19 protein-coding genes are annotated in these 18,208 nt (G+C 43.8%); 7 read left to right on the top strand and 12 right to left on the bottom strand.

The features are described 5' to 3' along the window. The first annotated feature begins 57 nt into the window (after positions 1-57). Positions 58-2,571 (top strand): histidine kinase N-terminal 7TM domain-containing protein, encoded by a 2,514-nt coding sequence (locus LEP1GSC050_RS21195; RefSeq protein WP_010568237.1) that lies wholly within the window; start codon positions 58-60, stop codon positions 2,569-2,571. Positions 2,572-2,594: 23 nt separating this feature from the next. Here LEP1GSC050_RS21195 and LEP1GSC050_RS05330 read toward each other — a convergent pair whose 3' ends face one another. From LEP1GSC050_RS05330 to efp, 4 genes are all read right to left on the bottom strand, one after another. Further along, positions 2,595-3,275, bottom strand: a complete 681-nt coding sequence (locus LEP1GSC050_RS05330; protein ID WP_010568238.1) for an SDR family oxidoreductase — start codon at positions 3,273-3,275, stop codon at positions 2,595-2,597. A 6-nt stretch (positions 3,276-3,281) separates the two neighbouring features. Continuing rightward, complete coding sequence (gene mtnB, locus LEP1GSC050_RS05325; protein WP_010568239.1) at positions 3,282-3,917, bottom strand: methylthioribulose 1-phosphate dehydratase; 636 nt, start codon at positions 3,915-3,917, stop codon at positions 3,282-3,284. 5 nt (positions 3,918-3,922) lie between these two features. Next, entirely contained in the window at positions 3,923-4,456 is a 534-nt protein-coding gene (locus LEP1GSC050_RS05320; RefSeq protein WP_010568240.1) for a 1,2-dihydroxy-3-keto-5-methylthiopentene dioxygenase, read from the bottom strand. A gap of 149 nt (positions 4,457-4,605) precedes the next feature. Further along, on the bottom strand, positions 4,606-5,172 hold the full coding sequence (efp, locus tag LEP1GSC050_RS05315; RefSeq protein ID WP_020988893.1) for an elongation factor P: 567 nt from the start codon (positions 5,170-5,172) through the stop codon (positions 4,606-4,608). Positions 5,173-5,842: 670 nt separating this feature from the next. Here efp and LEP1GSC050_RS05305 point away from each other — a divergent pair. From LEP1GSC050_RS05305 to LEP1GSC050_RS05280, 5 genes are all read left to right on the top strand, one after another. Continuing rightward, the gene (locus LEP1GSC050_RS05305; RefSeq protein ID WP_010568242.1) at positions 5,843-6,163 is read left to right on the top strand and encodes a hypothetical protein; all 321 of its coding nucleotides are present in this window, start codon (positions 5,843-5,845) and stop codon (positions 6,161-6,163) included. A gap of 273 nt (positions 6,164-6,436) precedes the next feature. Further along, complete coding sequence (locus LEP1GSC050_RS05300; RefSeq protein WP_051184855.1) at positions 6,437-7,546, top strand: KamA family radical SAM protein; 1,110 nt, start codon at positions 6,437-6,439, stop codon at positions 7,544-7,546. Next, the gene (locus LEP1GSC050_RS05295) at positions 7,530-8,069 is read left to right on the top strand and encodes a hypothetical protein (RefSeq protein WP_010568244.1); all 540 of its coding nucleotides are present in this window, start codon (positions 7,530-7,532) and stop codon (positions 8,067-8,069) included. The genes LEP1GSC050_RS05300 and LEP1GSC050_RS05295 overlap by 17 nt, the downstream gene beginning before the upstream one ends. Positions 8,070-8,432: 363 nt before the next feature. Further along, positions 8,433-8,639 carry a hypothetical protein gene (locus tag LEP1GSC050_RS05285; RefSeq protein ID WP_016551434.1) on the top strand — a complete coding sequence of 69 codons (207 nt, stop codon included), beginning with the start codon at positions 8,433-8,435 and terminating at the stop codon, positions 8,637-8,639. 9 nt (positions 8,640-8,648) lie between these two features. Beyond that, on the top strand, positions 8,649-9,404 hold the full coding sequence (locus LEP1GSC050_RS05280) for a hypothetical protein (RefSeq protein WP_010568246.1): 756 nt from the start codon (positions 8,649-8,651) through the stop codon (positions 9,402-9,404). A gap of 37 nt (positions 9,405-9,441) precedes the next feature. On the opposite strand, the gene LEP1GSC050_RS05275 is transcribed toward LEP1GSC050_RS05280, so the two are convergent. Then, positions 9,442-11,025: a phytoene desaturase family protein gene (locus LEP1GSC050_RS05275; protein ID WP_010568247.1), complete on the bottom strand. Its 1,584-nt coding sequence runs from the start codon at positions 11,023-11,025 to the stop codon at positions 9,442-9,444. A gap of 88 nt (positions 11,026-11,113) precedes the next feature. On the opposite strand from LEP1GSC050_RS05275, the gene LEP1GSC050_RS05270 reads away from it, so the two are divergent. Continuing rightward, positions 11,114-11,734 carry a TetR/AcrR family transcriptional regulator gene (locus tag LEP1GSC050_RS05270; protein ID WP_010568248.1) on the top strand — a complete coding sequence of 207 codons (621 nt, stop codon included), beginning with the start codon at positions 11,114-11,116 and terminating at the stop codon, positions 11,732-11,734. Between the two features lie 41 nt (positions 11,735-11,775). On the opposite strand, the gene LEP1GSC050_RS05265 is transcribed toward LEP1GSC050_RS05270, so the two are convergent. The 7 genes from LEP1GSC050_RS05265 to LEP1GSC050_RS05235 form a co-directional block, all read right to left on the bottom strand. Continuing rightward, the gene (locus LEP1GSC050_RS05265) at positions 11,776-12,807 is read right to left on the bottom strand and encodes an SAM-dependent methyltransferase (RefSeq protein WP_010568249.1); all 1,032 of its coding nucleotides are present in this window, start codon (positions 12,805-12,807) and stop codon (positions 11,776-11,778) included. A gap of 89 nt (positions 12,808-12,896) precedes the next feature. Beyond that, positions 12,897-13,688 (bottom strand): DUF1295 domain-containing protein, encoded by a 792-nt coding sequence (locus tag LEP1GSC050_RS05260; protein WP_020987122.1) that lies wholly within the window; start codon positions 13,686-13,688, stop codon positions 12,897-12,899. A 17-nt stretch (positions 13,689-13,705) separates the two neighbouring features. Further along, on the bottom strand, positions 13,706-14,209 hold the full coding sequence (locus LEP1GSC050_RS05255) for a DUF2062 domain-containing protein (RefSeq protein WP_010568251.1): 504 nt from the start codon (positions 14,207-14,209) through the stop codon (positions 13,706-13,708). Next, positions 14,206-15,504, bottom strand: coding sequence for an SAM-dependent methyltransferase (locus LEP1GSC050_RS05250; RefSeq protein ID WP_010568252.1), 1,299 nt, complete (start codon positions 15,502-15,504; stop codon positions 14,206-14,208). The genes LEP1GSC050_RS05255 and LEP1GSC050_RS05250 overlap by 4 nt, the downstream gene beginning before the upstream one ends. Further along, the gene (locus LEP1GSC050_RS05245; RefSeq protein WP_010568253.1) at positions 15,491-16,273 is read right to left on the bottom strand and encodes a DUF1365 domain-containing protein; all 783 of its coding nucleotides are present in this window, start codon (positions 16,271-16,273) and stop codon (positions 15,491-15,493) included. Before LEP1GSC050_RS05245 ends, LEP1GSC050_RS05250 begins: the two co-directional genes overlap by 14 nt. Further along, complete coding sequence (locus LEP1GSC050_RS05240; protein ID WP_010568254.1) at positions 16,264-17,601, bottom strand: NAD(P)/FAD-dependent oxidoreductase; 1,338 nt, start codon at positions 17,599-17,601, stop codon at positions 16,264-16,266. Before LEP1GSC050_RS05240 ends, LEP1GSC050_RS05245 begins: the two co-directional genes overlap by 10 nt. Before the next feature lie 131 nt (positions 17,602-17,732). Next, positions 17,733-18,194, bottom strand: coding sequence for a YqaA family protein (locus LEP1GSC050_RS05235; protein WP_010568255.1), 462 nt, complete (start codon positions 18,192-18,194; stop codon positions 17,733-17,735). Positions 18,195-18,208: the final 14 nt, after the last annotated feature.

The raw sequence follows: 18,208 nt of genomic DNA, 5'->3' as shown, positions 1-18,208 counted from the left end.
GACAGAATCGCCACTGAAAGGATCTCGCTAAAAATACGCATGGATGTCGGAAATCAAATGTCGGAATGGTTTCGTTGGACACCCTATGCATTACTTCCCGTTCTCAGTTTCTCGCTTTCTTTCCTAACTTTATATCTCTCTATTCGAAATCGGAATACATCCGGCTCGAGAGAATTTACCGTCGTTTCATTCGGAATGCTTCTCTATAGTTTCGGTTATTTTTGGGAAATGGTTTGCATTCGATCGGATAATATTCTATTTTGGGATAATTTTCAATTCTTAGGGCCGGACATTATCGTTACGGCTCTACCGTTTCTTTGTATGAGAGTCGTGAATTTGGATAGATTCATCAAACCGATTACAGTGGCACTCTTTGCCGCCATTCCTATTTCCATAGAGACGGTCATTTGGTTAGGAAAGCCGGAATGGATTCGAACTTCTTTCTACTTTGATGATACTGGGCCCTGGAGAGCCCTAGTTTACGAATATGGCCCCTGGATGAACGTTTATGTCTATAATTTCCTGGTCATATTCTCACTCTGTTTGTTTGCTCTTCTTGCAGGTACAATCTTTCAAAGAGGGTTTCATCGAATCCGGAGTCTTGTTTTTTTAATCGCGCTCAGCATTCCGTTTGTCGGCCAAATCATGACGGTGGCAAAATTCGTCCCGTTTGTCCATCCTAAGCTCGACATTTTTCCTTTAGCCGCTAGCATCTCTTGCTTAATCTGGGTTTACGGTCTTTTTTACTTTCGGATTCTGGACTTGATCCCCTTGGCCAGGAACCAAGTCTTTGAGTGGATTCAAGATGCGGTTTTTGTTTTAAATCGTGAAAATTACATCATAGATTGCAATCAAGCCGCTCTCAATCTGCTTGGAACTCCTCGCCTTCGCAGCGATACCAAACTTTCCCAATTTCTTCCGGATCTAGTCGATACGCTCAATGATTGCGCGATGCGTCAACGAACTACGACCGAATGGAAACGACCGGGATTAATGCCGATCGGGTACTACGACGTATCGATCAAACCGCTCGGAGAATTCAATTCCATTTTTCGAATCGTTACGCTGCGGGATATTACCGAGCGCGCCTTGGAAGAGAAAAAGATTTCCGAAAGACGGGATATTCTACAAAGTATATTAGATTCCACTAAAATACTTTTTCTGGTTCTAGACGGAGAAGGACGATTGATCTTGGTCAATAAAGCCTGTCAGGAAGTGACCGGATACGATCTTTCGCAATTGGAAGGAAAATCGTTTTGGGAAGTGGTTCTTTTTCCGGACGATAAGAATCGGGTTTTTCGAATATTTAACAAGAGGTTCGGCCCTAAGCGGTTTCCGAATCGAACCAATATTCATCTGAAGCGGAGAGACGGAAAGTCAAAGTACACCGTTTGGGAGCATAAAGAAGTGCGGGACCGAGAAGGGAAATTGCTTTATGTTATTTCGACCGGTGCGGACGTAACCGGCTTGGAGGAAGCGGAAGGACGAATTCATACTCTACAACAAGCAAACGAAGAAATTTCCGATAAAAACGCCATCATCGAGCTGCAAAAGAAGGAACTCGAAGAAGCACTTCTGAATTTAAAACGGACTCAATCACAACTCATTCAAACTTCTAAGTTGGCGGATTTGGGGCAACTTGCAGCCGGAATCGCTCACGAAATCAATAATCCGATCGGAGCCATCCACGCTGCCGGGCATAATATTCTTTCGCACCTCGGTAAAATTAGGAGCGGAATCCGAACCGAACTGGACAGGTTGGCAAAACTTACCGACAAAGAATGGAATCTTTTCGAGGAGTTTATCCGGCGGGGAATCGATTCCAAAGAAATGACGATCGGATTGGAACGAAGGAGAGTACTCGCTCAACTGAAGGAAGAAATGAATGCCGACAACTCGTTACTGCCGGACGAAACCGCCGAATTGTTTGTAGACCACGGAATCATTTCCAATTGGAAAGAATTCCTTCCTCTAGTGACCGAAACAAAGACACGGGATCTGCTTCCTTTCTTTTTGAATTTACTAGGACCCGAGCAAAGCGTGGCTACGATTCGAACGGCAGTGGAACGTTCTTCAAAAATCGTTTATGCTCTTCGAAGCTTTGCCCATTTCGAATCTTCCCAGCGCAAACGAATCTTTTCTTTAAAGGATAATGTGGATACGGTTTTGACTCTCTATCAAAATTTATTCAAACATGGGGTCGAAGTTTCCACAGACCTGAAAGATGTTCCTTCCTTTCTAGGGTTTCCGGATGATTTGATGCATCTTTGGACGAATCTGATTATGAACTCGGTTCAAGCCATGAACTATAAGGGGAAATTATCCATTCGAGCTCATGTGGACGGGAACGAAGTCCTGATATCGATCGAAGATAACGGTCCTGGAATTCCTATCGAAACCAAGGACAAAGTGTTCGAGGTTTTCTTTACCACGAAAGCCCTGGGCGAAGGATCGGGGCTGGGTTTGGATATCGCCAGACGGATCGTCGAGAAACATCAGGGCAAAATTTGGTTCGAATCGAATCCCGGTAAAACGGTCTTTCACGTATTGCTGCCGTTTGAAAAAGCATGAGACAAAGAAAATATATTAAAAAATTATAAAATTCCTTTGGGAGGCAAAAAAACGATCTCATCCAAATTGAACGTAGTCGGCTGAAACGAGAGACTCGCCAGAAAATCCGCAGCATCCGTAACAGGAACCATATCCCTTCGATCGAATTCGTCTCTACCATCCCAAACAGGCGTATCAATAGCGCCCGCATAGACGATGCTGACACGGACTTCCCTAGTCTGCCATTCTTCTCGAATGGCCTTTGCAAAGCCCGCAATCCCATGCTTAGACGCGCAGTATGCCGAGGAATGCGGGAATCCTTGGCGACCGGCTGTAGAAGACAAGTAACAAAGTAGAGAGCCTTTGCCAAAGAGGGAGGATAATTCCTTAGTCAACAAGTAAGGTGCCGTTAAATTGAGTGCAAGATGCTTTTCCCAATCCTCCAAAGAAACGGTTTCGATAGATCGAAATAGTCCGTCTCCGAAAGTGAAGTATAGCGCATCCAGACGGTTCCAATGGAGTCTCAAAGTATGGCAAAAATTCGAAAGGCTTTTTGCATCGGTGAGATCGCAGGCATAATTGACACCCGCCTTTAAGGTTTGGACGATGGGAATCCCCCTACGGGAAATTCCGATCGCTTCCACATCCGAAAGAGTATGTAGTTTTTCTAATAGAGCGCGCCCGACGCCGGTCCCCGCTCCTGCAACTAATATTTTCTTAGACATTTTAGGTCATCGAGAAAGCGTTTGAACTTTCAGTATGAAATCGGCAGCTTCCAAATGCCGATTCGCCTGGGTCAGATCCTTTCCCCAAACCGTTATGCCGTGATTTTCAATGATACAGAACGGAACTCTAGGTTTCTTCTCTTCTAGGTATGCTTGCAGGGTGTCCGATATTTCCTGGACCACCGGAAAATTATAAATAATCGGCGCAAAGACCTGAGGGCTTTCATCCCAAATTCCGAATGCTTTAATAATTTCTAAAGAAGGTAAATTCCACTCCTGCACCTGGGACTCCCTATTGACTCCCGATCGAATTAGATTAGATTCGAGAGTATGCACATGTAGGGAACATCCGATTTCCGGATAGGCTTTATAAACCGCCCGATGGATGGAAGTTTCCGCCGAAGGTTTCAATCCTTCCCGTCCTTTCCATCCTTCGATCACTTTTCCAGTTTCAATGTTGACGGGTAAAAAATCCTTTTTGCTCAAAAGGTTTTTATCCAAACCGCTTCCACTCACCCAAAAAACATCGGGCTTCTTCAAATCGCGAAGGGAAAGATTTCCCGCTGTTCCGGGCATCCAACCCTTCGAATGGTACAGAACTCCCGACTTGGCCAGTCGGGAGAGTTCTTTCTTAATGGACATTCTAGTTAGGCAAGAACCGTGGTTTCTTCCACATAGTTGGGAACCCAGCCGCTCATATCCTGGAAGTAGCGAACCGCTTTGATTCTTTTCTTTTCATCGAGAGTAAACCAATGATTCGTATTTTTCGGTACGGAAATGAAATCGTTCTTCTCAACCTTTACGAGAAACTTTTCTCCATTCAGAGAAAAGCCGAATATCCCGGAACCATCCACGATATAACGGACTTCGGCATCAGTATGATAATGAACCTTATCGAACTTAGCTAACATCTCGGATAAGCCGGGTACCTGCGGATGAAGCACGATTAGATCTCTGGATTGGTACCCCTCTTCTTCCTTTAACGTTTGAAAGCGATTATCCAAGTTTTTAAGAAGTGTTTCTTTCTCGTCGTCGGAAAGAACTTCCTTATCGGTTAAGTTGTCGGAAGACGCAGGCACATGCCAATGATCGTATTCGATTCCGCGTTTTTCGAGGAAGGATTTTACTTCCGAATTGTCTTTGATTTCCGGTAACCCGGGTTTCTGGACGATAGTCGCCATAACTCATTCTCCTTGGGTGTCGTACTTTTCCCTAAAAAAGCTCCCGACCGAAAACGGACCCCGCACCCGTCGGGGAAGATCCGAACCCGGTTTTCTATTTAAACCGATATCGGGATCCAAGTATGCCGTATAGGAGAGGAATCTCCTACTTATTTATTGACTCTTTCCACATAAGATAAGTCGCGAAGATCTATCTTAACAACGTCGCCTTGCTTTACAAAAATCGGAACGTTAATTTCACCGCCAGTTTCCACTGTAACTCGCTTTAATGCCGTGCCGGAAGTGTCCCCTTTAAGACCTTCTTCAGCATAGGTTACTTGTAAAATTGCAAAGTTCGGAGGAATTACGCCTATCGGTTTTCCTTCATAAAAGGAAACTTCCATCGGAGTTTCTTCCTTCAAATATGGAAGAATATCTTCTAGGTATTCCTTTGAGACCGGGATTTGCTCGAAATCGTTCGTATCCATAAAGATTATATCATCCCCCTCGGAATAGCAAATTGTCATCTGCCGTTTTTCGAGTTCTACGGATTCCAATTTCTCTGCCGCCTTGAACGTCCGTTCTATGGAACTGTTGCGGACCAAATTTTTTAATTTTGTGCGGATAAAAGCGGATCCCTTACCGGGATTGACGAATTCGCTCTTGATAACTGTGTAGAGTTCGCCCTCTACTTTAAGGACCATGCCCTTCTTAACTTCGGTAATGCCTAAGTTCATAAACGACCTAAAAAAAGGATTGCGCTCCTTCTATATCGGAGCCGGAAGGTGGGGTGTCAAGGAAAAAGAACGCCCCTGGTATCGACGAAATAGGGTGAAATTCTTTCCTTTAAATCTGATATTTGCCGACTTAAAATCCAATCAATGCCTTGGTTGCCGGGTTAAAATTGCTCATAGCCTTGAAAAATATTTCCGGATGCGTTCCGAGAGATCTGCAAAACTTAAGTAGTCCGCGTTCATCACGCTCGGAGTCATTCATAATTTTTATATGCGCTGAGAGAGATCGGTCGATCTCAAATCTATTCCGAAACGATATTAGAAAACCATCGATTATTTTCAAATGCTTGTCCCCTGCCGTTGCGATTTGATGAAGAAATTCAATCGCAGCAAATTCAATAGGGTGGATAAAAACACGATTGGATTCCGGGCAATTGGCAGTGCACAAATAACTAATAAAGAGAAAATCAAAACTATTTCATTTTCGTGACCGTCATATTGGAAAATTCCGAGTATGAAATTCGATTAATGCAGGTAGCCCGAACATAGTAGAAAATCGATTTGCGGAAGAATTAATTTTCTCTTTTTTGCCCCAACTTTCATTTTTCAGCTTTTTTTTGCCGGAAAAAGGTTGCCTAAGCATTTTTATATCGTCTATACTTGCTGAAGGCTTATGAAACGATTCGGCATTTTATTTCTGGCTACGTTTCTTTCCGTAATCTTCGTTTCCGATATTTTGGGACAGGATTCCGCGGGAGGAAAGGCTCGCGTATTCCAGAAAAAAATCAAAGTCCGAGAATATACTGAACTTGTTTCGCAACATCATACTTATCTTTCTTCCGGAGAAGATGATAAGGGGTTGGTTTTCGGAACACGTTCTCAATTTCTGTACGGGGCTGACCATCGTTCGGATTACGGTTCTCGTATCCATGAGCCGATTCTCATACGCCATACTCTATCCTACCGTTATCTTTTCCTTCCTCCCCCGGCCTGAATAGGACAGTCAGTTCTGTAAGTCCCTCTGGGAGGTTGTTCCCGGGAGAATTCTCAACGGTTTCGGGCAAAAATTCCGTTGTTATATATAGAAAGCGGGAACCCGCTCATCCTTCTCCTAAGTCTCCAACCTAAATCGATGAGCACATCTCCCCGAGGTTTATAAAAATAAAAAACCTCTATCGGAAACCACAGGGTTTCCGATTTTTTTGTTTGGATACTTCAGTTGACGCCCTTGGCTCTTCGTTAATACAAGAACGTGAGGAGCAAAAATCTGGGATCTTACTCCGTAAGCAATCAGCCTTATCTCATCGACGAAACTAATTGGTGGGATTGGAAATGGCAAATCCAGCACAGGATCAAGGACGAGGACGGGTTAAGCGAATATTTAGAGCTTACCGACCTGGAAAAAGAATCGTTACTGGACTGTAGCGAGCTTTTTTCTTTTTCCGCGACTCCGTATTATTTGAAGCTCGCGGATCCGTCGGATCCGCTCTGTCCGATCCGTCTGCAAATCGTTCCTCGAAAGGAAGAGCTAACTCCGCGAATTTGGGATCGAATCGATCCTCTCGCAGAAGAATCACATATGCCGGTGCGAGGAGTCACTCATCGATATCCGGATCGGGCGCTCTGGTATCTTTCCCATGTATGCGCGGTTTACTGTCGTTTTTGCACTCGAAAAAGAAAAGTGTCTCGTTCAATGGAGACTCCGAGTTTGGAAGATTGGCAGGAAGCGTTGAATTACTTCCGAGCACATACCGAAATTAGAGAAGTCATTCTTTCAGGTGGAGATCCGCTAAATCTCTCCGATTCTAAACTCGATTATCTATTGGGCGAATTAAAATCGATTTCGCATATCAACCAAGTAAGAATTCACACTCGCTATCCGGTCACCTTACCGATGCGAATTACGGAAGAACTTTGTTCGGTCCTACGTAAACATTTTCCGATTTTCCTAGTTACGCATTTTAATCATCCTAAGGAACTTACTCCAACCGCGATAGAAAGAGTCGGACGTCTGATTAAGGAGGGTGCAGTCGTAGTTCTGAACCAAGCGGTTCTCTTGAAAGGAATTAACGATTCGGTCGAAACGCTTACGGATTTGTTCTATGGACTGACGGCCGCCGGAATCAAACCTTATTATTTACATCATTGTGACGAGGTGTACGGCTCTTCTCATTTTCGAGTACCGATCTCGCGAGGTGTGGAACTGATGAAGTCTATCCGCGGAAGAATCAGCGGCCTTTGCATCCCATTATATGTGGTCGACCTTACGGGCGGCGGCGGAAAAGTTCCGCTACCTACGGACTATCTGGAAGAAACGAAACCTTCCTCTTACGTATTTAGAAATTATCGAGGAGATCTGTATGAGATCGGCTATTAGTTTTTTCACGGCTCTCCTACTCTGCTCCGATTGTAAAACTGCTATGACCGAGGGGAAAGCCTCTGTCGTCGAAAATCCCTCGATGCTTCGCTTAAACTACGACGTTGTTTACACTACCCAGGGGAACGCCGTTTTGTTGGACTCGGGACGTTTATTTGCTCGAGGACTCTATTATGACTGCAAAGTCGCCGATGTGAATTCCAACTTTGATCGATTCCGCGCCTCCTCCTATACGGAAGATAATGCGAACGATTTTCGCCAGCTGGTTCCCGAATCGGAGCAGGCAAAAATGAACGGACGTCAGTTCCAGTATTTCCCCATGAAGGAAGACACTCGGTCGACCGTATTCTCGGGGTGTTTTCATAAATCCTCTCCGGAACTCTGCTATGTTCGCTGGGAATGGCAAAGAGGCAATTTTATCATCGTCTTTGAGACTGAGGTCGAAAATAAAAAGGGCCTGACCAGCCTCGAGCTAGGTAAGGAATTCCATGATTTTGTAAGTCGGGGAATTCGAGCCTTTTAAACTAAGTTCACTTTTGTCATAATTCGAACCGAGATATCGTTACACGCAACGGTTTGGATCTAGTTTGTAGGAACTTCGACACGGAAATTAGTAGAAGTTCCTACCGATTTTCCTAAGATATAACGATTTTCCTGCTATGATATTGTGAAATGAGGTTTTTCCCGTCTTGAAGCCGGTCCGAAGCCGCAATAATGCAGGCGCTTCCGTAACGGGCAAACTTACGGGCGGACGATGCGTCTTCGACGGGGATAAAGATCGGGATTTACGTTCTATGCGGTCGCTAATTCGTATTTTCTTGACCGAATCCGTTCCGGCAACTACCCTATCCGTGCAAGGGGTGTTCGCCCCGGGATTCGAAGGAAAATGTGGTTAAAATTAGGGGATACTGAAGTCATCAATTTGGACTTTATTTCCTCCATAAAAAAAAACGTGGCAGGTAACTCGATCGAGATTACTTATCACGACTTTAACCACGTTAAGTCCCTACCCTTCGGCGATGCGGAAGCGAGGGACAAGGCTTACAAGGCGATTTTAGAGAACCTTTCTAGAATGCGGTTGTTTTTCGAATGAGAAAAGGACATGGAAAGAATTAAGGAAAATCTCTCAAGTGTATCTTCGCTTAAGCCGTTCGAACTGATCTTCTACGGTTCGAGACAAAGAGGCGACGAGACGCTCACGTCCGACTATAATTTCTTTCTATTGGCCGATCCGTCGGACCAACTGAAAAGCAATTTCATTCGGGAAATTAATCAAGCGTTAGAGCCCTTACAATCCCAAGGCCCAGTAAATTTAGTTTCAGGGGACTGGGACAGTTTTCGATTAAGAATGAAATGCTTCGATCCCGGCGCCGTTCATATTTGCGAAATCGGAGAGCCGTATTTCGGCTCCGAATATTTTCCTATCATCAAAGAAGAATGGGATAAAATCAAAGTAGAATCCGTTGATGTTTTAAACGCCGGAAAATATTTACGCAAACGTTATAGATTCTTTAAAGGTATTGTTCCGAGAAACACGAAAGAGGATGTTCTGCGTATGGAGCGGCTCTTGGCGATCTATTTGCAAACTTGGATGTTTCGCCATATCGACGACGTGAGCGTTCCCGAAATCGTCAATTCAGATATTCCTTCCCGTATCGGACAAATGTTTCGAGTCCTATATTCGAAGGAAGCGAAAGGAAACGTCATCGAACTCACCGATCTATATGATGAAATCGTAAAATTAAAGGCGGAACTTAAAAACCCGGACTCCCCCTTCTCGGCGGAACGATTCCAGCAAATCAAGGAAACTCTTCGATTCGAAGAAAAAGAAATTCGCATCCTAAAATTGAACTATTAGGAATGCCCGACCTAAAATCGAGTTGGACATTCTTTCTTTAATTTCGAAGTTCTTTTAGCAGAGAGTTGCTCCCTATGACTGCAGTTGCCGCCGCGAGCCCAGCCATCATCGCCCCTGCAATTCCAGGAGATCCGGCATCCGCTCCCGTAAGAAAAAGGCCGGAGACCGGAGTACGAACGTCGAACCAAGGACATTTTTCCTTATCATATCTTTCCGCGACGCAGGCAAGTCCGTAGATTGCGCCGTCAGGATGAGAGGTAAAATGCTCGTTTGTGATAGGAGTGGATAACTCTGAAAATTCCACTAGCTTTGAAAACCCCGGAAACTTGGATTCTATCGTGGATAAGATTCGATTCGTAATTTTTTCTTTTAGAATCTTATAGTCCTCTCCTCGTTTCTTCCAAGGAAGAGATTTCCACTCCGCGAAATTTTCATAATCGGTGAAAGTAATCACATCAGCAGTATGGCTTTTTGCTTCAGGATTTTTCAGACTTGGAAAAGAAACGTACAAATTCGGAATTTCTCCAGACCTATTGATCCAATCGTTCCTTTCGGAGAAATTCTTATCGTGATCGGGGGACGAAAAAATCCAGTAGTTCTCCCCTTTAAATCCTAACTTTGCGGGGCTATCGGAAAGCCCTAAATACAAACAAAGACTCGTCGTCATCTTCTCCCGATCGTAAAAATCCTTTAGTTTTTTCCGAAACGAAATCGGAAACGATTCAGGAATCAGTTTTGTATAAGTAGGATATGCTCCGGCACAGGAAATTACAACCGGCGCAAAAAAATCCCTCTCCAGCCCCTCCCCCCGCAGCGCTTTGGTCTTCACCCCGATCGCCTTACCGTCCCGAATCAAAATTTCCCGAACTTCCACAGAGGACAAGACGTCACCGCCGCCAGCCTTAACGATAGGTTCGATCGCATCGAAAATTTTTCCTGCGCCCCCGACGGGATAGTATCCGCCGTTTATATAATGTTGCACTAATGAAGCGTGCATGGCAAAGGCGACCTTCGAAGGTGGAAGTCCATGGTCTCCCCACTGAGCGGCTAAAATTCCCTTCAGTTCTTCGTTTTTGAAATTAGCGTCGAAATACTCTTTCAATGTCGTGATCGCCGGATCTCCCAATAAGTCGGAAAAGGATTCTATTGACGGAGGAGATAATCGCAACATAAGCGATTTACCGAATAAGGCGGAAGTTTTCTTGATATCTTTCAGGTAACGCTCGATCGCTTCCTGCTCCTCCGGAAACTGTCGAATCAAGTCGTCCTTAAATTTTGCCGGATCACCGTAAATGTCGAACGTTCTAGACGGAAACACCAATCTCTCGAAGGGCTCTGGCATCCGATGCCAATGAACTCCATTTTTAGTAATCTTATCCGAAAGCTTTCTGCACAGGCCCTCTTCGTGCATATCTCCCACGTAATGAATTCCTACATCCCAATGGAATTTTCCCTGTTTCCTTTGAAATTCGTGAGTAAACCCGCCGGGCTGAAAATGCTTTTCCAAAATGAGGACTTTCTTACCGGAAAACTGGGTTAAAAGACTCGCTGCCGTCAGACTTCCCATTCCGGAGCCGATAAAAATAACGTCGTATTGATTTTCAGAATTTTCGATTTCCATTGACAAAACCCTCTCGTTCTTCAATGTTAACAGTTATTACATTGACTGAACAAATGTAATACTTGTCAACAATGTAATAGATGTCAACATGAAAAACGCACCCGACAAAAATTCTTATCACCACGGCGATCTAAAACGTGCTCTTTTGGACGCCTCGATCCGCATTCTAAAAGAAGAAGGCTATAAAGCGCTAAGTCTCCGTAAGGCTGCGATGCTCGCCGGAGTCAGCCAATCCGCTCCCTATAGGCATTATAGCGATCTAGAATCCCTTTACGCCGATATCGCGGAAGAAGGTTTTAAATTACTTTCAGAGCGTCAGCGAAAAATTCAGTGGAGATACCGAACAAATCCGCTCTTACTTTTTAGAGAGGCTGGAGTTTCCTACGTAGAATTCGCCCTGGAGCATCAGGATTTGTTTAGAATCATGTATGGGAATCAGATCGAAAGTCATTTAAAATACGAATCTCTCGTCAAGATGGAGGATGATTCCTTTAAGATCATCGTAGAGATCATCCAAGCTTGCGAAACGGCCGGGATCATCAAAACGCCTAACGTCGAAAAATCCGCCATCGCAGCCTGGACCATGGTGCATGGAATCGCGGTACTTTTATCGGGAAAGCAAGTCATGTTTCGCTCGGTAGAATTGCGTAAAGCAAGGAAGATAACGAAAGATTTGATTTTCTTCCTATACACAGGTATGAAAGCCTGATCGAATCAAAAGAGCGCTTAAACTGAAACAGTATGAGAAAATTAAGCTTTCTTGAATAGATAATGGGAGACGATCCATTCTTCGCCTCCTCGATATTTCCATAATTCCGCACAGGCCATAAAGAACACTTTCCAGTAAACGAACCACTTAACGGCTTGATCGGAGCCGTAGGTATCGCCTAAAATACGGAGTATCTCATTCCGATGTAAATACATATTGGACAACCAGGCTTCCGATGTAAGCCCGTAATGAGTTCCGTTAACAACCCATTGATCCTCTATCAAGAAATCCTTTTGGAAATGTAAAAGCAGATTATGAGACGGCATTTGGCCGCCCGTAAAAAAATATTTCGCCATCCAATCGGTATCATCCACAACCTCGAAAGGATACGCATAGTCCTTATGAGTGAATATATGTACGAAGAATAATCCTTTAGGTTTTAGAAATCCGGCCAATCTCTCAAACAAGACTTCGTAGTTTTTCATATGTTCGAGCATTTCGACGGAAAGGATACGATCGAACTTTATGGAAGTCTTAAATACATTCATATCCATAGTCAAAATCGTAAGGTTGCTCAATCCTTTCTTCTTGGCCTCTCCGTCGATGAAGATCTTTTGGCTTTTGGAATTAGAAACCCCTGTGACTTTGCATTTCGGATATTTCTCGGCAATGTAAAGAGAAAGTGATCCCCATCCGCAACCTAAATCTAAAACGCTCATTCCGTCCGATAAATCAGCGCGGTCACAGGTCAACTGAAGCATCGTCCGCTCCGACTCGTCGATTCCCACAGTCGGAGACACCCAATATCCCGAACTGTATTTCATATGCTTTCCCATGACTAACTTAAAAAAATCGGCAGGAACTTCGTAATGTTGTTCGTTAGCCGATTTCGTATGAACCGCTATCGGAGAAGTTTTAAGAGTCCGAATATATTCCATTAAATGTTCTTGATTCTTTTCGAAAGTCCCTCGATTCTCTTGGCGTAATCGTAATCGCAAAAGCTGGCGAATTCGAAACCGAATCAACCAGTCCGGAAATACGTCCCGCTCCATTAAGTCATATAGGAAGTTCATTCGTTAATTCCTTCTGCATGTAATGATGATCGAACGACATGTAGGAGTTCCCGCATAAAATAAATCGACACCTCCCCGCAAACTTATTTTTACTTCTTGGGGAACCAAGGAAAGAAGGAGCTGGTTTTTTCCTGGTATTCCCGGTACGCATGACCCTTCGATTTCAATTGCCCTTCTTCGTTTAAAGGAATTCCGGTAACTTGAGTCAGCAGCAGGAACATGACTATAGGAGATAATAAACCGATCCAGCCCCAAGGAGATGCAAGGGAAACTAACCCGAAAGATACCCAAACCAACCATTCGAAAAAATAATTGGGATGTCTGCTATACTTCCAAAGTCCGGTGTCGCAAACCTTCCCTCGATTTAATGGATTCAGCTTGAAGTCGGCCAATTGAGAATCCGCAATCGATTCTCCCAATACACTAACCGCAAAAAACCCTAGTCCGAAAATTTCCAAAGGATGGATTGTCATAGAAGCGTTTAAGGCCGGGAAAATGAAAGGAAGACTAAGAGCGGTCCCTAGGGCTCCCTGAAATTGAAAAACGTTCGTAAAAAATTTCCGATCGACCTTCTCTCCATATTCCGTTCTGAAAGCGGTATATCTCCGATCCTCATGGCCGGTAAGAACGCGCGTAACTAATATAAAATAAGAAAGTCTCCAACCCCATACGGTAGCCATGAACGCAAAAATTGCTTTCCGCACCGGATACCCGTCTCCAAGCACAAAATAAATAATTGCGGCGGTGGAAATGCAAAGTCCCCAACCCATATCTACGATCGAATAATTGCGAAGCGCTTTCCCGAGTAGCCAAAGAAAACTCATCAGAGCAATCACAACTGCCCAGGCAGTGAATATTAAGAATAAGGCATTTTCGTACACAAAATTCTCCTGTCCGTTCAACTTTTCGCGGAATCTTTACGAACGAGCTGATTGATTTTTTTTACGATCGGCAAAAGAACGAAGTACGAAGTGATAGCGAGTAGAGGCACGACCGAGCCCCAACCGACTACGGCATAAATCGCGGAATCAGATAAACCTTCCCATAGTTGAGAAGCATCTCCGTCAACAAATCTATAAGCCCAACCCAAATCCAACTCTTTGCCGGAGATTCGCGCTCCCAATTCAAGAAACGGAATCAAGAAAAGTATCTGGAAAGGATACATTAGATAATTTGCAATTTGAACGGAAACCGGGTTTAACCTTAGGAGAAAACCCAGTAAGGCACAAAGTGCCATAGTGGTCCCGATCAGAGGGAACACGCCTATCCCGGCCCCTAACGCCAAGGACAATGCTATTTTCTCGGGAGTTGTCCCCGTTTTAAGTTCTTTTATAATAACGTCCTTCGTTTTTTGTACGAAGGACGTCTTTTGCCGGGACTTTGGAAGTTCGGATTCAGTCACGCGCGATTTAGCTTGAGATTGTTCGGTCTAGTGTATACCGCTTGTACAACACTGATATTACGCATATGAAATGCTGCCGCACAATATGAGAAATAGTATCTCCACTTTCGAATAAAAGTTTCATCGTGGCCCAATTCACGAATTCCCAAAAGATTACTTTCAAAACTCTGCAACCAAGATAAAAGAGTGCGATCATAGTTTCTTCCGATATCTTCTATTTCATGGAGAAACATATCGCTAGTGCGATTAATCGCTTGATTGATTCTGGCAATCGAAGGGATCAAAGAACCCGGGAAGATATGCTTTTGTATAAAATCGATTCCTTTACGGAAGGATTCATAGCGGGAATCGGGACAGGTAATGATTTGGTGAACCATCAAACCGTCTTTTTTTAAAACCCTATTGCACATCGAAAAAAAGTCCTCAAAGTATTCGTGTCCGACAGCTTCAAGCATTTCCACAGTGACAATCTTATCGTAGGTGCCTTCCACAAGTCGATAGTCTTTTAGTATAACTTCGATTTTATCTTCAAGTCCCATGGATCGAATTTTCTCAGTCGCAAACTTGAACTGTTCCTCGGAAATCGTGTAAGAAGTCACTCTGCATCCGTAATTCTTAGCCACATATGTCGAAAATTCTGCCCATCCGGTTCCAATTTCCAGAATATGGTCGTTAGGCTCCAGCCTCAATTTTTTACAAAGTCGCTTGATTTTGGCTGTTTGAGCGTCGGCCAATGTCATTCCAGATTCCTTAAAATAGGCACAGGAATACGTCATCGTAGAATCCAGAAATTTCTTATAGAAATCATTTCCGAGGTCATAGTGTTCCAGGATATTTTTTTTACTACCGCGGAGGGAATTGGCCCTAAAAAGATGAAGGAGCCTATTTCCTATATTCATCAACGTTAAATGAAAAAAACTCTTATTAGAACCGCTAATGGAGGGAGTACTATCGATGTTTAGAAGAAACCAGCAGATAATCGCTCGAATATCATCAGTATCCCAATCGCCGTCCATATAGGATTCCGCCAATCCAATATCTCCGTAAAGAACCAGCTTTTTAAAGAACACGGGATTTTTTACCTGGATCAACGCATGATGGAATTCTGAAGAAACGGTCGAATTCGGATCTCCGAGATAAGTCTGTCCTCCGTTCGGGAATAGAATTCGAAGGGATCCTTTATTCATTCCGGATAAAGCTCCAAAAAAAATCCTTCTATAAAATCCGTATCCCTCTACGCCGAACGAGGCGCCGGATTCCAAAGGTTCAACCTTAACGAAATTATCGCTTTCCAAGATGAACTCCTATCTGCAGATCGATGTTTTCATTTTTTCGAATGAACGGAATTTTGTTTAAGTAAAGTTTGAGCGCCTGCCAGTGAATCAAACTTATTACCTTAAACGTAACGAACGGATATTTGAAAAACATCCAAAGTAATCCTAGGTCGGTCAATCTCCTTGCCTTTCCGGTATAGGTCGTCATCATTATGGTCTCGCCTTTTTCGAGAGCATCGATCCGAATGTTCAATCGATCATCCGCCGGCGGATTGAGTCGAAAATCGAAAACGGAGTCAAGACTTATGAACGGGGAAACGTAAAAAAACTTTCCTTCTTGTCTCCGGAAACCTCGGGCATCCAGAGTTTCCTTTCCCAAAAAGTAATGTTTCATTTCTCCGAAAGTATTTCCTACTTCCGCAACGCTACAAAGCGGTCGACCGAATTCATCTTCCGCAAAGTAAAACGAAACCGGATTAAACGTATAGCCTAGAATTCGCAGATTCGTGACTAGCGTGACTCTGCCTACCTTCTCTTTGACCCCTGCCCGACTTACGTACTCTAAAAAATTCTCCTTAATTCCCGCCTTTCCAAAATCCATATGATCGGCATCCCGAAACGCGAAGAGGCGTCGGTTATTTCTCCCTATGAGCCGAAACGACTGATTCAGCAAATCTAATTCGTCCAAGTCGATCTGAAAGGTAAAAATTCCGTAACGAAAACGGTTTCGCTTTGGAATACGGCGATCGTGCATCACTTTTGCTTCGATTATTTTGGAATTCAAGCCCATATCTTCCTGCCTAGTAAAGTCTCTGACAAGATCTTGGCGGACCAAAAAGCGTCTTCGTGAAACCCGTATCTAAAATAACTCCCGCAAAAGTAGATAGGGCCGTCTTCGTTCAATGTCGAAAGCCTCTGTTGTGCTTTCAGCGATCCTACGTGAAATAAGGGGTGTTCGTATTCTATTTCCCGAATGATCTTTTTTGGAATTACTTTACCCGGATCGCCAATCGATACGTAATAGTTCTTTTTTTTAGATACTTCCTGCAAACTGTTCATCCAGTAAATCGTATGAGGACATATCGATCCATCGACTCTATCCATCCTATAATTCCAGGACGACCAAGTAGATTTCGTTTTGGGCATTACGGAATCGTCGGTGTGGAGAGTCGCAATATTCTTTTGATATGAAAATTGGGAAAGAAGTTCTTTCTGAAGCGAGGTGGGTTTCTTGAGCAACTTTAAAGAAGTATCCCCATGGGATGCTAAAATCACTTTATCGAAGATTTCCGTTTTTCCACCTTTGAGAGAGACCTTTACTTTTCCTCCTGTTGCGGGTTCCACACCGAGTACGGGTGTTTCTAATCTGAAAGCTTCTTTAATCGGTGCCGTTAATCGCTTTACATATTCCTTCGATCCCCCGTCGACCGTATACCATTGATGCTGCGTATTCAATCCGAGAAATCCGTGATTGAGAAAGAATCTGACTAACGAATACGCGGGGAACTCCAGCATCCTTTCCTGCGGTGTGGACCAGACTGCCGAACTCATAGGAACCAAATAGTATCGTAGTATATCGGGATGATATCCCTCTTCGCGAATGTATCGATCCAGGGAATAATCCATGTATTTCGGATCGTCCAGAATCGCGGGGGCCTCCAAATTGAATCGATTAATGTTTAACAATAAGCGAAGAAAACGAAAATTGATTAAATTCTTTCGCTGAGCGAACAACCCGTTCAATCCAGATCCGCAAAATTCCAACTTCTCGGGTACGTGTTGCACACTAAAAGACATGCTCGTTTTTTTCGTCGGAACATTAAGATCCTCGAATAAGCGTTTCAAGTTCGGATACGTAACGTGATTAAAAACTATAAAACCGGTATCAATCGGTATCGAGTTCCCGTCTTCGTCCACCATAACGGTATTCGAATGGCCTCCTATATAATCCCCCTTTTCGAATATTGTGAGCCGAAACTCATCTTTCAAAAAATGAGCGCAACCCAATCCGGCGACTCCGCTTCCAATTATGGCCAACTTCGGTTTCGAACTGCCGGTCTTTGAACGCTGGAAAGACGTTCTAGAAGTGGTCCTTTTCCTGGGAGCAGATTGCTTCAAGTAATTCTCCGAAAAATATTTCCTTATAGACGGATCGAGATGGCTTCCTTGTCGGAAAAAAAAATAACTTCGATGCCTGAGAGAAAAAAGTTAGAGGCAACTAAGGCTTCTCAAACCGAATAATCGAACGTTCAACCCTGAGACAAAAACCCGAAAGCAAGAACGACATATCTTAAAATTCGAAGAGAGAATACTAAGGGAACAAAAATGGCGAGTCGTTGATGAAGGAAACCGCTCAAAACAGTAATTGGATCGCCGATAATCGGCAAGAAGGACAGAAATAAAACGGGAATTCCCCGCCTTTTCATTACCGCTGCCCAGTGGGAGTACGTCTTGGATTTCGCTATTTTAATCTCCACTCCGTTACGAAACCAATAACCTAATCCGTAATTAAAGCAGCAGGCACTACAATTTCCGATGGAGGCCCAAAAAACAGCCTGTTCCGGAGACATTCCTGAAAGGATTGCCACAGCCAAAGCCGCTTCGGAACTGAACGGCAAAAGAGTCGCTGCCGCAAAAGAAATCAACATCAATCCAGGCCCGCCGAATCGAACAAGTAACTCGGTACCTATCTGCAAAAAATCAAAGTCCATCCGATCGTATAAAG

It is taken from the genome of Leptospira broomii serovar Hurstbridge str. 5399, assembly GCF_000243715.2.
GTDB classification, from domain to species: domain Bacteria; phylum Spirochaetota; class Leptospiria; order Leptospirales; family Leptospiraceae; genus Leptospira_B; species Leptospira_B broomii.
This window is presented reverse-complemented; position numbering and strand designations above follow the sequence as displayed.

Bases quoted from the DNA above. Each gene is read 5' to 3' on its own strand.
- LEP1GSC050_RS05265 (WP_010568249.1), bottom strand. From the start codon at position 12,807: ATGAACTTCCTATATGACTTAATGGAGCGGGACGTATTTCCGGACTGG.
- LEP1GSC050_RS05285 (WP_016551434.1), top strand. From the start codon at position 8,433: ATGTGGTTAAAATTAGGGGATACTGAAGTCATCAATTTGGACTTTATT.
- LEP1GSC050_RS05305 (WP_010568242.1), top strand. From the start codon at position 5,843: ATGAAACGATTCGGCATTTTATTTCTGGCTACGTTTCTTTCCGTAATC.
- LEP1GSC050_RS05235 (WP_010568255.1), bottom strand. From the start codon at position 18,194: ATGGACTTTGATTTTTTGCAGATAGGTACCGAGTTACTTGTTCGATTC.
- LEP1GSC050_RS21195 (WP_010568237.1), top strand. From the start codon at position 58: ATGTCGGAATGGTTTCGTTGGACACCCTATGCATTACTTCCCGTTCTC.
- LEP1GSC050_RS05275 (WP_010568247.1), bottom strand. From the start codon at position 11,025: ATGGAAATCGAAAATTCTGAAAATCAATACGACGTTATTTTTATCGGC.
- efp (WP_020988893.1), bottom strand. From the start codon at position 5,172: ATGAACTTAGGCATTACCGAAGTTAAGAAGGGCATGGTCCTTAAAGTA.
- LEP1GSC050_RS05330 (WP_010568238.1), bottom strand. From the start codon at position 3,275: ATGTCTAAGAAAATATTAGTTGCAGGAGCGGGGACCGGCGTCGGGCGC.
- LEP1GSC050_RS05245 (WP_010568253.1), bottom strand. From the start codon at position 16,273: ATGGGCTTGAATTCCAAAATAATCGAAGCAAAAGTGATGCACGATCGC.
- mtnB (WP_010568239.1), bottom strand. From the start codon at position 3,917: ATGTCCATTAAGAAAGAACTCTCCCGACTGGCCAAGTCGGGAGTTCTG.
- LEP1GSC050_RS05280 (WP_010568246.1), top strand. From the start codon at position 8,649: ATGGAAAGAATTAAGGAAAATCTCTCAAGTGTATCTTCGCTTAAGCCG.
- LEP1GSC050_RS05295 (WP_010568244.1), top strand. From the start codon at position 7,530: ATGAGATCGGCTATTAGTTTTTTCACGGCTCTCCTACTCTGCTCCGAT.
- LEP1GSC050_RS05320 (WP_010568240.1), bottom strand. From the start codon at position 4,456: ATGGCGACTATCGTCCAGAAACCCGGGTTACCGGAAATCAAAGACAAT.
- LEP1GSC050_RS05270 (WP_010568248.1), top strand. From the start codon at position 11,114: ATGAAAAACGCACCCGACAAAAATTCTTATCACCACGGCGATCTAAAA.